Here is a 15,562-nt window from a genome sequence, read left to right as displayed (position 1 = left end):
AGAGCCCGTCATCCGGTTTCATGAACCGGGGCGGGCTCGCCTTTTTCTGAAAGCTTAGCGGCGTACGGCTGAAACGGGGGAGGCCGAGGTACGATGAGCGACAGCATGAAATCCGGCCCTAGCGGTCAGGATCGGATCAGATCAATCGTCATCGTCGGCGGAGGCACCGCCGGCTGGATGTCGGCCTGCCTGCTGGCGCATCGCCTGCAGCGACAACAGATCAAGATCACCGTCATCGAAAGCTCGGCCATCGGCACGGTCGGGGTCGGCGAGGGGACTGTTCCGGCAATCCGTGACTTCTTCCGCGACATCGAGCTCGATGAAGCGCTGGTGCTGCGGGAGACGGGCGGCACCTTCAAGCTGGGCGTCGACTTCAGGGACTGGCTGCGCCCCGGTCACAGCTTCTTTCATCCATTCGGCCTTTATGGCGCGCGCTCTCGCGGCGTGCAGTTTCATCATTACTGGCTGAAATTACGCAAGGCCGGGCATGATCTGCCGCTTGCCGATTATTCGCTTTGCACTCAAATGGCCAAGGCTGGCCTGTTCATGCAGCCCCCAGCCAACCCGGCGAACGATCTTGGCATTTTCGACTGGGCCATGCATTTCGATGCTGCGCGGCTGGCAAAGCTGCTGCGAATTCTCGCCAGCAAGAACGGCGTGGAGCACATCGACGATCGGATCATCGGCCACACGCTCCATCCCGAGACGGGAAATATCCAGTCGATCGAGACAGAAGGTGGCCTCAGCGTTGCGGGCGATCTGTTCGTCGATTGTTCGGGCTTTCGCGCCCTGTTGATCGGCCAGGCGCTGGGCGTGCCTTATATCAGCTGGAATGATTTTCTACCGTGCGACCGCGCCGTCGCCATGCCCTCGGAACTGGCGGGCAACGAGGCCCCCTGCACGGTCAGCACCGCGCTTCCGGCCGGGTGGCAGTGGACCATCCCGCTCCAGCATCGCGCCGGCAACGGCTATGTCTATAGCAGCGCCCATATTTCGGATGACGAAGCAGCCGCCACGCTGAAAAGCCGCCTGAAGGGTGCGGCCTTGGGCGAGCCGAACCTCATCCGATTCAATGCGGGTTGCCGGGCACGGTTCTGGAGCCGGAATTGCGTGGCGATCGGCCTGGCTGCGGGCTTTCTGGAACCGCTGGAGTCCACCAGCATCACGCTTATTCAAACCGGCGTTGAAAAGCTTCTCGATCTGTTCCCCGATCGCAATTTCGACCCTGCCCTGGCGGCGGAATACAACCGCACCACGACGCTGGAATATGAGCGCATCCGTGATTTCCTCATGCTGCACTACGCTGGTAACCAGCGGGTGGGCGAACCCCTGTGGGACCATTGCCGCACGATGGAGCTGCCGGAAAAACTCGCGCACAAGATCCGGCTGTTCAGATCGCGCGGCAAGCTGGTCCGCTATGAGTGGGAAACGTTTCTCGATCCAAGCTGGCTGAGCATGTACGCCGGGTTTGGGATGCTGCCCGATCGATATGATCCAATGGCGGACTATTTCACGAATGACGAGCTGGTATCGGCCCTTGGGCGAATGCGCGAGGCGATCAACGCGGCGCTCAAGCATGCAAAACCTCACCGCCAGGCCCTGGCGGAGATGTGCGGGTCGTGAGCGGGACAAATATTTTTTTAATGTAAAGCAGTAGGGTTCTCTTGAAATGAATGTGAACGAGATGCCGTCCGACCGCCAGCGCCTCCTTGCCGGTATCGAGCTGGGCGGAACGAAGTGCATCTGTGTGCTTGCGGATGAGACCGGGCATATTTTCCAGCAGGAAACGGTGCCAACCACCCGGCCGGAAGAGACCTTGAGCGCGCTGGAAGAAATTCTGGCGCGCTGGTGGAAGGTCCACGGGTTCCGTGCCCTTGGCATTGCCTCGTTCGGGCCGGTGGATCTGATGCCGGGTTCACCCACCTACGGCTACGTGACGCTGACCAGTAAGCCTCATTGGTCCAACACTGACGTGGCGCAGCGGCTCTCCCGCCCTTACCCTGTGCCGATGGCTTTCGATACGGACGTCAACGGCGCTGCCCTTGCCGAAGGGCGCTGGGGCGCGGCGAAAGGACTGGCGGATTATGTCTATGTGACGGTTGGCACGGGCGTCGGCTGCGGTCTCATCGTTCACGGCCGCCCCACGCGCGGTCTCGGCCACTGCGAGATCGGCCACATGCGGATCGCGCGCGCCAAGGGCGATGCCTGGGGTGGCTGCTGCCCGTTCCACGGCGATTGCGTCGAGGGCCTTGCCTCTGGCACGGCCATCAAGGCGCGTTTGGAAAGCGAGCATATCTCGACCATTTCCGCCGATCACCCGGTCTGGGAATTGGTTGCCCATACGCTGGCGCAACTCTCCCACACGTTGGTGCTCGCCACCGGCCCCAAGCGGATCATCATGGGCGGCGGCGTCATCAACGGCCAGCCTCATTTGCTACCGCGCGTTGCAAAACTGCTGGAAGAAAGCATCAACAACTACATCGCCCTGCCGGATACGGCGGAGCTGATCTGCGCGCCGGGCCTCGGCGTTAAGGCCGGCCCGCTCGGTCCCATCGCCATGGCCCTGGCGCTGGAAGAGGCGCAGGGCCGCAAGGGCTGATCCTTATTGCAGAGGGACTCGGGCCCTCTGCACTCCCATTTTTTCTTAAGATCGTGCGCGACATGAGCAGGCACGTGCGGCTTGCTCGTGCTCGTCTCAAAAAAAGGGAAGGGGTGCAGGGGGCGAAGGCACTGCCTGAGCGTCCCCTGCATAAAAGCCTCGCTGACCCTCAATGGCTGAGGACCGGTTGGTCGGTCGCGTCGGATACCGCGCTGACCGGTTTCGCCCGCCGTGCGCTGGCGGCGAAGACGGCGATGACGCAGTAGGCGATCAACGGCACCACGAACGACAGCTCCAGCGATGCTGCATCGGCGATCCGGCCGACCAGCAGCGGCAGGAGCGCGCCGCCCACGATGGCGACGCATAGCAGGCCCGCCGTCGAGGAATGGGCAACGCCTGCCCGCTCCAGCGTGATGGAGAAGATAGTCGGGAACATGATCGAGTTGAACAGGCCCACGGCCAGCGCCGCATAGCCCGCGATCGGCCCGTTTGTCAGCGTCACGGTCAGGCAGAGCGCGGCAGCGAGAACGGTGGCAAGGGTGAGCAGGGTCGGGGCCTTGATGCGGGTGAGGAGGGCGCTGCCGATGAAGCGGCCGACGAGCGCGCCACCCCAGTAGAAGTTGGCAAGGTAGGCCCCGGCTTCATCCAGCGGCAGCCCGAGCGTGCTCGATTGGTTGAGGAAGTTAATCATGACGCTGCTGATTGCCACTTCCGCGCCGACGTAGAGGAAGATGGCAACCGCGCCGAACAGCGCCCAGGGCGAGCTCAGCGCGGCAACGACAGACGCGCCCGAGCCAAAGGCGACGGTGGGCGCGGCTTCCTCGATGCGCCTGTGTGACAGCCAGATGGTCAGCATCAGGAGCGCAATGAGGCCGGCGATGATGAGGAAGGCATGGTTGACAGCGCCAAGGGCGGCCACGCGGATGACAGGATCAGTGATGTGCGCCTCGCCTTCGGTGAATAGGCTTTGGTCCAGCATGATGTTGGCGCCCAGATGCACGCCGAGCACCACGCCAAGCGAGTTGAACGCCTGGGCGAAGGTGAGGCGGAAATGGCTGCGCTCAGGGGTGCCGAGGGCCGCCGCCAGCGGGTTGGCGGCCACCTGCAGGCCGGTGATGCCCGACGCCATGACGAACAGCGCCACCAGCACCAGCCAATAGGCTTGCAGCGATGTGGCGGGCAGGATGAGGAGGCAGCTTGCCACCATCAGCCCGAGGGCCACCATGATGCCCCGGACGGAGCCCAGCCGGTTGACCACCCAGGCGGCTGGTAGGGAGCAGATACCGTAGCCCATGAAGAAGGCGAACTGGGTGAGCAGGGCTTCGGTATAGTTCAGCTTGAAGATGGCGCGCAGCGCCGCGATCAGGGGGTCATTGTTGGATGTGATGAAGCCCCAGACGAAAAACAGCGATGTAACAATGGCGAAGGCGGCGGTGGTGCCTTTGGCTCTGGACATGTTCTCTCCCCAATAGATGCCACATCCAGGCCACGACGCCGCCCTTTCGCATTTTTTTATCAGGCAGCCCGTTGAGACGCGTTTTCGTCTCCGGAGGCCGGCGCTTTCCATAAGGCGCCGGGTCTCGGCAACAGGAAGTGGCTGAATGGCAGAATAGCTGCGCCGACGGCGGGAGCGTCTTCCGACAAAGCCGCCCGTTCAACGGGGGCAATCACCGGCACGTTCGTCGCCTGGCGTCGCAGGTGTTGGTTCATTTTGGTCGCCAGCCGGTCGACGAACAGGCTGGGCAGCCGGCCGCCGATCAGCACGGCGGCAGGGTTGATGAGGCAGTTGATGGCGACCATGGGCTCAACCAGTCGCTCGACCGAAAAATCGATCCACTGCTCGATGATCGGCTCCATCCTGTCGAGCGGGCCGCTGCCTGTCAGCATATCGGCAAGGCTGAATCCGGCGGCCTGCAGCGGGGCGGAGAGGCCCGAGAGCGAGACGATGTGCTGCAGCTGCTCGCGCCCGCCCTTGCCGTTGTCGCACATCAGCCAGCCCAGCTCGCCGCTGCGCCCGTCTGCGCCGCGGAAATAGGCCCCGTCAACGACGAGGCCGCCGCCAAGGCCGGAAGAGATCAGGATATAGAAAAAGCTGGCGTATTTCTGCCCATGGCCCAGCTGCAGCTCGCCCATGGCGGCGGCGGCCGCGTCGTTTTCCACGAAGACCGGCAGTTCCATGGGCTCGGCAAAGAGGGAGGGAATGTCGGTCGTCTCCCACTCGGCATAGGCGGCGGGGCGGCCGGGAATATCAACGACGCCAAGGCCGTCCGGAATGGCGACGCCGACGCCGACCAGCCGTGACCGGTCGATGCCCGCCTCCAGCAGCATCTTGTCGAAGGATTTCTGGTAAAGCGCCTTCACGTCGCTCGGCAGGGCGAAGGGCACCTCGCGCGAGATGCGGGCGACCGTCTGCCCGACAAAGTCCACCATCACCATGGTGATGTGGTCGCGGTCGATGTTAACGCCGATGGAATAGCAGGCCTGGCGGTTGATGGTGAGCTTGGTCGGCGGCTGGCCTCGGCCGCCGCGGCGCTGCCCGGCCTCCTCGATCAACCCTTCCTTCAGCAGCCGCTTGGTGATGTTGGCGATTGCTGGCGGCGTCAGGCCTGTAATGTTCGCTAGGTCAATGCGGGTGAGGGACCCATTGACCCGGATCGCGTGCAAAGTAACCCGCTGATTGTGGTCGGCGGCGCGTTCCAGATTGGTGCCGGAAAGTCTGATCCTGCTCCTGGCCGGTGTCATGCGCGCAGTGGCTCCCTCTGAAAACGGGCCTTGTGGTTGCCGGCATGGAGGTTTGCCAAATGCACGCGAAACAGACACGACTGCACCGGGTTGGCAACGCCTGACATACGCATACCGCCATGCCGAATCGGCTTGGCCAGGCGGAGGCCCTGGCCCGCCCGGCCAGTGCCAAGGCTAGTGGCAAGCGCTGAGGCGGGCAATAGTGCCGAGGGGGAAATGAGCAGATGGCGCCGGGAGGAGGGCGCGCATCTGCCATAAGGACCGGCCGGAGCGGAGCTTGAACGGAAGAAAAGCGCTATGCCGCGGCTTTTGCACATTTTCTTCCCCCTACCCAATCAACCAGTCGGCTTCTGTCCACACTTGACAGCGCTGCCAATGAAAGACAAGCTTAAAACTTATTTCAAGTTAATTTAATCGCATGCCACGGCTGGCGCAAGCCGGAGAGCAGAAGAAGAACGAGAAGGGGGGATCTGATGAGAATAGCGCTTAGAGCCCTTTGCACCACCGTACTGGTAGGGTTGGCCCTGCCTGCCGTGCCGGTGAACGCGGACCCTGCCGGCAAAGCCGATTCCATGGGCAAGGCCACGGTGCATCCCGAGATCTGGCCGCAGGCGCACTGGCCCTATGCGAACGACCCAGCGCTCGAGGCGCGGGTGAACGCGCTGCTGGCCCGCATGACGCTCGAGGAGAAGGTGGGCCAGGTCGTCCAGGCGGACATTGCCAGCGTCACGCCGGAGGACGTGCGGAAATATCATCTGGGCTCGGTGCTGAACGGCGGCAACAGCGCGCCGGGCGGCGACGAGTTCGCGCCGCCCGAGAAGTGGCTGGCGCTTGCTGACGCCTTCTATGAAGCCTCGGTCGACAAGACCGGCGGACGCCTCGGCATCCCGGTGATGTGGGGAACGGACGCGGTCCACGGCCACAGCAACATCGTCGGCGCGACCCTGTTTCCGCACAACGTCGGTCTCGGCGCGATGCACGACCCCGCGCTGATGAAGCGCATCGCTGAGGCGACGGCGTTGGAAATCCGCGCAACCGGCATGGAGTGGACGTTCGCCCCCACCATTGCCGTGCCGCAGGATGGCCGCTGGGGCCGCGCCTACGAGGGCTATTCGGAAGACCCCAAGCTGGTGGCGAGCTACGTCGGCCAGTTCATCGAGGGCTTGCAGGGCAAGCCGGGCAAGGAGCCCATTCTGGCGGGCCCCCACGTGCTGGCCAGCACCAAGCACTTCCTGGCTGATGGCGGCACCTTCGAGGGCCGCGACCAGGGTGACGCCCGTATCTCCGAGGAAGAGCTGCGCGATATTCACGGCATGCCCTATGTGGCCGCCATCGAGGCCGGCGTGCAGACCGTCATGGCCAGCTTCTCCAGCTGGAACGGCGTGAAGGTGACCGGCCACAAGGGCCTGCTGACCGACGTGCTGAAGAAGCGCATGGGCTTCGGCGGCTTTGTCATCAGCGACTGGAACGCCCATGGCCAGGTAGCGGGGTGCACCAACGCCAGCTGCCCGCAGGCGATCAACGCGGGCCTTGATATGTACATGGCCCCCGATAGCTGGAAGCCGATCTACCACAGCCTGCTCCAGCAGGTGAAGGACGGCACCGTGCCAATGAGCCGCCTGGACGATGCGGTCCGCAACGTGCTGCGGGTCAAGGTGCGCTCCGGCCTGTTCGAGATGGGCAAGCCGTCGTCGCGCGCCTATGCGGGCGACTGGAAGCTGCTTGGCCATCCGGACCACCGGGCGATCGCGCGCGAGGCGGTTCGCAAGTCGCTCGTGCTCCTGAAGAACAACGGCGGCGTGCTGCCTTTGAGGCCGAACGCCAACATTCTGGTGGCGGGCGACGGAGCGGATGATATCGCGCGCCAGTCGGGCGGTTGGACGCTCACGTGGCAGGGCACCGGCGTTGATCGCAAGTACTTCCCCGGCGCGACCTCGCTGTGGGACGGTATTTCGGCGGCGGTGAAGCAGGCAGGCGGCACGGCCACCCTGTCGCCGGACGGCAGCTTCAAGAACGGCAAGCCCGATGCGGCGATCGTCGTGTTCGGCGAGACGCCCTATGCCGAGTTCCAGGGCGACATCAAAACCCTCCAACTGAAGCCGGAGCTTCGCAAGCCGCTGGAGACCATGCGCCGCCTGAAGGCGCAGGGCATCCCCGTGGTCGCCGTCATGCTGACGGGCCGCCCGCTCTGGGTGAACCCGGAGATCAACGCCAGCGATGCGTTCGTCGTCGCCTGGCTGCCGGGCTCCGAGGGCGAGGGCGTGGCCGACATGCTGTTCCGCGGCAAGGACGGCAAGCCGGCCTATGAGTTCCAGGGCTCGCTCAGCTTCAGCTGGCCGGCCACAGCCAACGCCAAGGGGCCGAAGCTGTTCCCGCTCGGCTACGGCCTGAAGACGACGAGCAACCAGACTGTCGCCAAGCTGCCGGAAGATCCGGGCGTGAAGGAAGACGCGCAGGCCACCGACGTGTTCTTCAACCGGGGCGTGCCGGCGGCCAGCTGGTCGCTTAACGTGGCCGGAGGCGAAGGCGGCCAGACCCGCATCACCACCGTTCCCGCCCGGTCCGCCGATGGCCGCGTGACCGTGACCTCGACCGACTATCAGGTGCAGGAAGGCGCGCGCCGCTTCGCGTTCGACGGCAAGGGCCCGGCGAGCGTGGCGCTGACCACGTTGAACCCGATCGACCTCACCCGCGAGACCAACGGCGATGTCATGCTGCTGGTGACGGCGCGGGTGGACGAGGCGCCGAACGGGCCGGTCTCGCTCGGCATGCGCTGCGGGGACAACTGCGGCGGCGAATTCTCGCTTGGCAAGCTCGACGTGGCGAAGATCGGCACGTGGCAGACCGTCGGCGTGCCGCTCAAGTGCTTTGCCAAGGCGGGCACGGACATGAGCAAGATCGACGCGCCGTTCATCCTCTCCACGTCGGCCAAGATGACCGTCAGCCTCGCCCGCGTGTCGGTGGGCACGGTGACCGAGGCGGTGGTCGACTGCCAGAAGTAGCTCTCACCGCCGCCCGGTCAGCCGGGCGGCGGCAATTTCCGATTATCCTTCTCTCAAGTTTTCCCTCGAAGGAACTGGGGGCATGGCAAACACTTCGGTGCGCGCCATGCCCTTCTTTTTGGTCACGCCGTGCGGGAGGTGAGGGCGGCCTCCATGTCCTCCAGCTGCACGCCCCGCGTCTCGGGGAAGACTTTCCAGACGACGAGGACCTGCGCGGCCATGGCTGCGGCGAAGAACCAGAAGGGCAGCGCCAGGGTCTGGGCGGCGATCACCGGGAAGGCAAACGAGATGAGCGCGTTCATGATCCAGTGGGTGGCGCTGCCGAGCGCCTGTCCGCGCGCCCGAACGCTGGTCGGGAAAATCTCGGAGAGGTAGACCCAGATCACCGCCCCTTGCGAGACGGCGAAGAAGATGATGAACCCGATGAGGCAGGGCAACAGCAGCGCCTCGCCCCGGCCGCTTGCGTAGATGGCGGCAACGCAGACGAGGGCCGCGCAGGTGCCCGCCGCCCCGGCGAGCAGCAGCGGCTTGCGGCCCACCCGGTCGATGACGGCCATGGCGGCCGCCGTCGCCAGGAGGTTGGCGACGCCCACCGCCACCGATTGCACGTCCGCCGACAGGCTGTCGAAGCCCGCCGCCGCGAAGATGTCGTTGAGGTAATAGAGAATGGCGTTGATGCCGGAGAGCTGGTTGAACATGCCGATGAACAGCGCCAGCAGGATCGGCTTGCGGTGCTGCCGCCAGCACAAGCGCGCCGCGCCTTCGGAGCGGCTGCCGTGGCGCGAGATTTCGGCGATTACCGCATCGGGCGCGCCCATGTGCAGGCGGGCGATGGCAGCGCGGGCCTCCTCGAGCCGCCCGCGCGTCAGCAGCCAGCGGGGGCTGTGCGGAATGCGAAGCAGGGTGAGGAGGAAGACGACGGCCGGGATGGCGGCGACGGCCAGTTTCAGCCGCCAGGCCAGTGCATCTCCCGCCAGCTGCCCCACCAGAAAATTGCTCAGGTAAGCGGCAAGGATGCCGAGCACGATGTTGAACTGGAACAGGCCGACGAGAAAGCCCCGGCGCTCGGCCGGGCTCACCTCGGAAATGTAAACCGGCGCAAGCACCGACGAGCCGCCGATGGCAAGGCCGCCGATGAAGCGGAAGAAGAACAGCGATTCGAGATTCTGGCTGAGGCTGCACCCGAGGGCCGAGAGAATATAGAGCACGGCGACCCAGAGGAGCACGGTGCGGCTGCCGAAGGCGTCCCCCGGCTTGCCCGCGCCGAGCGCGCCTGCAAGCGTGCCCCACAGGGCGGCGGAGACGGCCGCTCCCAGCCCGATGGCGCTGAGGTTGAAGGTGTCGCGCAGCGCGCCGGTTACGCCTGAAATCACGGCCGTATCGAAGCCGAACAGCAGGCCACCGAGGCTTGCCGCAACCACAGCGGTCATGCTGAAAGTGGGTTTTTCAACCATGGTTCGTTCCTCCCCTGGTTGATTAAATTAAATTGTTGTAATAAATACAAGCGGCCCGTTAGAGAATTGAAATAATGGCCCGAATGCGGAAAGAGCCGGCCGGGCTGCGGATAAACAGGGGGGATTGATGAACGGCATTCGCACCGTCACGCTTCTGCTTGCCAGCGTTCTGTCCATGCCGGCCGCATCGGCCGTGCCGACGAACGGCGGCCCGTACAACGCGGCTTTTCTGGAAGGCGGTATCGGCATCGAGCGCAATCTTGAAAAGGCCGAGACGCTGGCCCGCGCCGGATCTCCGTTCAGCCTCTCTGCCTGGGTGCGCCCGGATGCCAGGCAGGACGGCCGGGTGATCCTCATGTCCATCGGCGATCCGGCGGGCGAGGCCAGCCGCCGCCTGATGCTGGAAGGGGGCAAGCTGGTGCTGCGCGACGGCAACCGGGTGGTCGCCTCCTCCGCCGCCCTTGAGATGGGCCGCTGGGTCTATGTGGCGGCCGTCTCCGACGGGCGGCAGGCAAGCCTTTACGTGGATGGCCGCGCCGTCGGTACGGGCGCTGCGCCATCGGTTGCGGTTGCGCCGCGCATCTCCATCGCCCCGGCGGTGGACGGCTATGCCCACTTCGGCGGCACGATGGTCGAAGCCACCGTCCATGACCACGCCCTCAGCCGCGACGAGATTGCCGCGGCCATCAAGGCCCGCCCGAATTTCGATCTGGTGCAGATCTGGCACGTGGGCGTCGGCTGGGAATGGCAGAAGCAGGCCAATACCGGCCTGTGGCGGCAGCAGGACCCCTGGACCCTGCCCAAGGGCAAGGGCGGGTTTACCCAGCCCGTCGCCAAGCCCATGGAGCAGAAGCCGGTCCTGCAGGCGGTTGAGGCCAACAAGTGGCAGCTGAACGGCTGGCGTCTTGCCGCCGCGCCCGAGGTGAAGGCGGACGGCGCCGCCCTCTCGCGCCCCGGCTTCGACGCCAGGGCGTGGTATGCGGCGACGGTGCCCGGCACGGTGCTGACGACGCTGGTTGATCGCGGCGTCTACCCGGACCCCTATTACGGCCTCAACAACATGGCCATTCCGGAAAGCCTCGCCCGGCAGGATTACTGGTATCGCACCAGCTTCACCCTCCCCGCCGAGGCAGCGGGCAAGGCGCTGACGCTCACGTTCAATGGTATCAACTACGCCTCCGAAGTGTGGGTGAACGGCAGAAAGCTCGGCGGGACGAAGGGCGCATTCATTCGCGGCCAGTTCGAGATTGAGCCGGTGGCGGGCGAAAACGTGGTGGCGGTGAAGGTCTCCCCGCCGCCGCACCCCGGTATTCCGCACGAGCAGTCCATCACGGCGGGCGTCGGCGAGAACGGCGGCCAGCTGGCCATCGACGGCCCGACGTTCGTGGCCACCGAAGGCTGGGACTGGATTCCCGGTATTCGCGATCGCAACACCGGCATCTGGTTGCCGGTGGAGCTGGAGGCCCATGGCCCGGTGCGGATCGGCGACGCGCAGATCATCACCGACCTGCCGCTGCCCCGCACGGATACGGCGGATATCTACTTCACCGTTCCGGTGCGGAACGTGACCGATGCGCCGCGTCAGGTGACGGTGCGTGCCGCGTTCGACGACGTGACGGTGGAGAAGACCATCACCGCCGTGCCGGGCGAGACCGCCGTGCGTTTCGCGCCGGGCGAATTCCCGCAGCTGCGGGTGAAGAACCCCAGGCTGTGGTGGCCGAACGGCTACGGCGAGCCCGCGCTGCACACGCTCACCATCACGGCGAGCGAGGGCGGCAGCGTCTCCGACACGGCACGCGAGCGCTTCGGCATCCGCGAGGTGAGCTATGATCTCTCGCTGTTCGACAGCAAGGGCAAGCTGCGCCGCGTCAACGTGCAGACGACCGACGGCAAGCTGAAGGGCGAAAAGCTCATCGACGTAAGCCACGAGGGGATCAAGCAGAGCCCCAAAGGCTGGGCGGAGTCCCTGACGCCCGCGGGCGAAAAATCGCCTGCGGTCACAGACATTCCGGCCGACATTCCCGAGCCGCATCTCACCATTCGCGTCAATGGCGTCAAGATCGCGGCGCGTGGCGGCAACTGGGGCATGGACGATGCCATGAAGCGCGTCGACCGCGCGCGGCTGGAGCCCTATTTCCGCCTGCAAAAAGAGGCCAACCTCAACATCATCCGCAACTGGATGGGCACCAACACCGAGCCGCAGTTCTACGACCTTGCCGACGAATACGGCATGATGGTGCTGAACGATTTCTGGCAGTCCACCCAGAATTTCCAGGTGGAGCCGCAGGACCCGCAGCTGTTCCTCGAGAACGCCCGCGATACGGTGCGCCGCTACCAGAACCACCCCTCGATCATCCTGTGGTTCGGCCGCAACGAGGGCGTGCCCTACCCGCTGCTGAACGAGGGGCTGGACGACGTGGTCGCCGAGCTGGACGGCACCCGCTGGTTCACGGGTTCGTCCAACGTCGTCAACCTGCAAGGCTCCGGCCCCTACAACTACCGCCCGCCCGTCGGCTACTTCACCGATCTCGCCACCGGCTTTTCGGTTGAAACCGGCACGCCGTCGCTCTCGACGCTGGAGTCCATCAAGGCTTACGTGCCGGATGCGGACCGCTGGCCGATTTCCGACACGCTCGCCTATCACGACTGGCATTTCGCCGGAAACGGCGACACGAAGACGTTCATGAAAACGCTGAACACCATGTTCGGCGCGCCCACCAGTCTCGAGGATTTCGAGCGCAAGGCGCAGATGATGAACCTTGAGACCCACAAGGCGATGTTCGAGGGCTTCCTCGGCCACCTGTGGACCAAGAACAGCGGCCGCCTGTTGTGGATGACCCATCCGGCCTGGCCGTCCAACGCGTGGCAGATCTACAGCTGGGACTACGACACCCACGCCGCCTACTACGGCGCGAAAAAGGCCAACGAGCCGCTGCACGTGCAGCTCAACCTGCCGGACAACAAGCTTGTGGTGCTCAACACCACGCTGAAGGATGCGCCCGGCCTTACCGTCGAGACCCGCGTTCTCGGCCTCGACAACCGGGAGCTGTTCCGCCGCACGGACAAGGTGGATGCGGCCGCCAACCGCGCGACCGACCTGCCGGTGGTGCCGCTGGACGGCATTCTCGCCCGGCACGGCATGGCGCTGGTGTCCCTGAAGCTCACCGACGCCTCAGGCAGGCCGGTCGCGGAGAATTTCTACTGGCGCGGCAAGGATACGGCGGCCTACCGGGCGCTGAATGACCTGCCGCAGGCCCCGGTTCAGGTGGCGGCGACGGCCCCGGTCGTCGATGGTGCGGACAATGTCATCACCGCGACGCTCACCAACGGCGGCGCCGTGGCGGCGCTCAACGCCAAGCTGACGCTGGTGAATGAGAAGGGCGAGCGCATCCTGCCCGCCTTCTACAGCGACAACTACGTCGCCCTGCTGCCGGGCGAGAGTCGGACCATCACGATCCGCTACCCGGCCACCATCAAGGCTCAGCCGCATCTCACCCTGCGCGGCTGGAACGTCCCGGCGCAGGAGGTCGCAGCCCGTGACTGAGCGCACGATCGGCAAGGCTCTGCGCCCGCTGGCGCTCGGGCTCGCGGCCGTCGCATTGATGGGCGCGACCCAGCCGCCGGTGGTGAAAACCGAAGGCGGCGCGGTCCGTGGGGCTGTGGCTGATGAAGGCCAGGCCCTCGTGTTCCGGGGTATTCCCTTTGCCGCCCCGCCGTTGGGCGAGCGGCGGTGGACGCCGCCCGCGCCGGTCGTCCCATGGTCCGGCGTCAAGGATGCCACGACCCCCGCACCTGCCTGCCTTCAGAATGACTACGGCTGGAACCGGGCGGATTTCCGCTTCGCGCAGGAAGACTGCCTGACGCTGGATATCCGCACGCCGGGGCTTTCGGGCAAGCGGCCGGTGATCGTGTGGATTCACGGCGGCAGCAACCGCGCCGGCTCGCCCAACGATATCGTCACCTCCACCATCACGCGCCATAATGTGGTGCTGGTCGGCATCCGCTACCGGCTCGGCATCTTCGGGTTCCTCTCCCACCGCGGCCTGACGGCGGAAGGGAAGGGGGCGTCCGGCAACTATGGCCTCATGGATCAGGTGGCCGCGCTGGAATGGGTCAAGCGCAACATCGCCCGCTTCGGCGGCGATCCGTCCAACGTCACCATCGTCGGCGAGAGCGCCGGTTCGCAGGATGTGAGCCTGATGCTGGCAACGCCGCAGGCGGGCGGCCTGTTCGCCAAGGCGATCCTGCAAAGCGGCACGCCGGGCTTCGGCCTGCCGTTCCGTCCGCTTGCGGAGGCCGAGCGCATCGGCGATCAGGCGGACGCGCTGCTGGAGACCGGCGGCGACATCGGGAAGCTGCGCGCCGCCTCCGTTCCCGCCCTGCTGGCGGCGGACCTCAAGCTGCACGACGACGCGCTGGAGAGCGACGACTACATGTGGCTACGCACCACCATCGATGGCGCGGTGCTGCCGAAGTCTCCGCACGATCTGCTGGCCGAAGCGCCGCCCCGCCCGGTCATCGTCGGCAGCAACCGGTTCGAGCTGGACCTGCCCGGCGGCCGCCCGCACCGCGACGCCTTCGTCGCCAAGGCGTTCGGGGCAAACGAAGCCGAGGCGCGGGCCTTCTACCGGCTGGACGCGCCCGATCCCGCGCCCCATCCCCGGCTCGGCACGCGTGACCAGCAGATCGCAACCGACGTCACCTTCCGCTGCCCGGCCAACCGGATGGCGCAGATCCTCGCCCGCAAGGGTGCGCCCGTCTGGCAATATGAGTTCGATCTCGCGCCGGATGGTGGCATGACCCGCCACGCGCTGGACGTTTCATACGTATTCAGTGAGCAAACCTTCGCTTCCGGCTTGTCGCTGCAAGCCTATTGGGTGCAATTTGCCCGCACCGGCGATCCGAACGGGCCGGGGCTTCCCGCGTGGCCTGCCTACAGGCCGGAGAAGCCCGCCCATGTGGCATTCGACGGCGCGGGCGTCACGCCCCTGGGGGCGCTGCGACCGCAGCCCTGTTCCCTGATGGAGAGGTTGTGATGGCTGAAGTCTCCCGTCGCGTCATCCTTGCCGGGGCGATGGCGGCCCCGGCGCTGGTGGGTTCCTTGCGCGCCCGGGCGGAAACGCACGAGAGCGCGGCGGAGCGCCGTCTGCATGAGGACTGGGCGTATCTCGGCCGCTACGCCGAAGACAATGCGCGCCTGATCGCGGAAGGCAAGCCGGTCAGCATCGTCTTCATGGGCGATTCCATCACCGAAGGCTGGCGGGACAAGCGCCCCGGTTTCTTCACGCCGGGCCGGGTGGGGCGGGGCATCGGCGGGCAGACGACGCCGCAGATGCTGGTCCGCATGATGCCGGACGTGGTGGCCCTGAAGCCCCGCGCCGTTCACATCATGGCGGGCACCAACGACATCGCGGGCAACACCGGGCCGATGACGGAGGAGATGACGCGCAACAACATCCGCGCCATGACCGCCGTCGCGAAGCAACACGGCATCCGGGTAATCCTCGCCTCCATTCCGCCCGCCGCCAGCTTTCCATGGCGGCCGGGGCTGGAGACGGTCGCGCCCATCCGCGCGCTCAATCGCTGGATCAAGGCGTTTGCAGAAGAGAGCGGCTCCCTCTGGCTCGACTATCATCCGGTGCTCAGCGACGGGCAGGGCGGCATGCGCCCCGGCCTTGCCTACGATGGTGTGCACCCGACCGAGGCAGGCTATGACGCGATGGGGGCGGCGCTCGCGCCGGTCCTGTCGCAGCTGAACGTTTAGG

9 protein-coding genes are annotated in these 15,562 nt (G+C 65.7%); 6 read left to right on the top strand and 3 right to left on the bottom strand.

The window, feature by feature from the left end; translation table 11 throughout:
* Positions 1-105: 105 nt before the first annotated feature.
* The gene (locus tag L0C21_RS13455) at positions 106-1,623 is read left to right on the top strand and encodes a tryptophan halogenase family protein (protein WP_259278959.1); all 1,518 of its coding nucleotides are present in this window, start codon (positions 106-108) and stop codon (positions 1,621-1,623) included.
* A 46-nt stretch (positions 1,624-1,669) separates the two neighbouring features.
* A complete protein-coding gene (locus L0C21_RS13450) occupies positions 1,670-2,599 on the top strand; it encodes an ROK family protein (protein WP_259278958.1) in 930 nt (309 codons plus the stop codon).
* Positions 2,600-2,768: 169 nt separating this feature from the next.
* On the opposite strand, the gene L0C21_RS13445 is transcribed toward L0C21_RS13450, so the two are convergent.
* Together L0C21_RS13445 and L0C21_RS13440 are read right to left on the bottom strand one after the other, a co-directional pair.
* Positions 2,769-4,055 carry a sugar MFS transporter gene (locus L0C21_RS13445; protein ID WP_259278957.1) on the bottom strand — a complete coding sequence of 429 codons (1,287 nt, stop codon included), beginning with the start codon at positions 4,053-4,055 and terminating at the stop codon, positions 2,769-2,771.
* 59 nt (positions 4,056-4,114) lie between these two features.
* Positions 4,115-5,341, bottom strand: a complete 1,227-nt coding sequence (locus L0C21_RS13440; protein ID WP_259278956.1) for an ROK family transcriptional regulator — start codon at positions 5,339-5,341, stop codon at positions 4,115-4,117.
* Positions 5,342-5,814: 473 nt separating this feature from the next.
* Between L0C21_RS13440 and L0C21_RS13435 the strand changes: the two genes are divergently transcribed.
* Positions 5,815-8,343: a glycoside hydrolase family 3 protein gene (locus L0C21_RS13435; RefSeq protein WP_259278955.1), complete on the top strand. Its 2,529-nt coding sequence runs from the start codon at positions 5,815-5,817 to the stop codon at positions 8,341-8,343.
* A 122-nt stretch (positions 8,344-8,465) separates the two neighbouring features.
* Here the strand turns inward: L0C21_RS13435 and L0C21_RS13430 are convergent, their stop codons facing one another.
* Positions 8,466-9,797, bottom strand: a complete 1,332-nt coding sequence (locus L0C21_RS13430; protein WP_259278954.1) for a sugar porter family MFS transporter — start codon at positions 9,795-9,797, stop codon at positions 8,466-8,468.
* Between the two features lie 127 nt (positions 9,798-9,924).
* On the opposite strand from L0C21_RS13430, the gene L0C21_RS13425 reads away from it, so the two are divergent.
* The 3 genes from L0C21_RS13425 to L0C21_RS13415 are packed head-to-tail and all read left to right on the top strand — an operon-like array spanning position 9,925 to position 15,561.
* Positions 9,925-13,341, top strand: a complete 3,417-nt coding sequence (locus L0C21_RS13425; RefSeq protein WP_259278953.1) for a glycosyl hydrolase 2 galactose-binding domain-containing protein — start codon at positions 9,925-9,927, stop codon at positions 13,339-13,341.
* On the top strand, positions 13,334-14,833 hold the full coding sequence (locus L0C21_RS13420) for a carboxylesterase/lipase family protein (protein ID WP_259278952.1): 1,500 nt from the start codon (positions 13,334-13,336) through the stop codon (positions 14,831-14,833). Before L0C21_RS13425 ends, L0C21_RS13420 begins: the two co-directional genes overlap by 8 nt.
* On the top strand, positions 14,833-15,561 hold the full coding sequence (locus tag L0C21_RS13415) for an SGNH/GDSL hydrolase family protein (protein WP_259278951.1): 729 nt from the start codon (positions 14,833-14,835) through the stop codon (positions 15,559-15,561). Before L0C21_RS13420 ends, L0C21_RS13415 begins: the two co-directional genes overlap by 1 nt.
* Position 15,562 lies beyond the last annotated feature (1 nt).

Origin of the sequence: Pedomonas mirosovicensis (genome assembly GCF_022569295.1) — a bacterium.
GTDB lineage: Bacteria > Pseudomonadota > Alphaproteobacteria > Sphingomonadales > Sphingomonadaceae > Pedomonas > Pedomonas mirosovicensis.
Note: the sequence above shows the minus strand (reverse complement) of the source record. Positions and strands in the feature narration are given on the sequence as shown.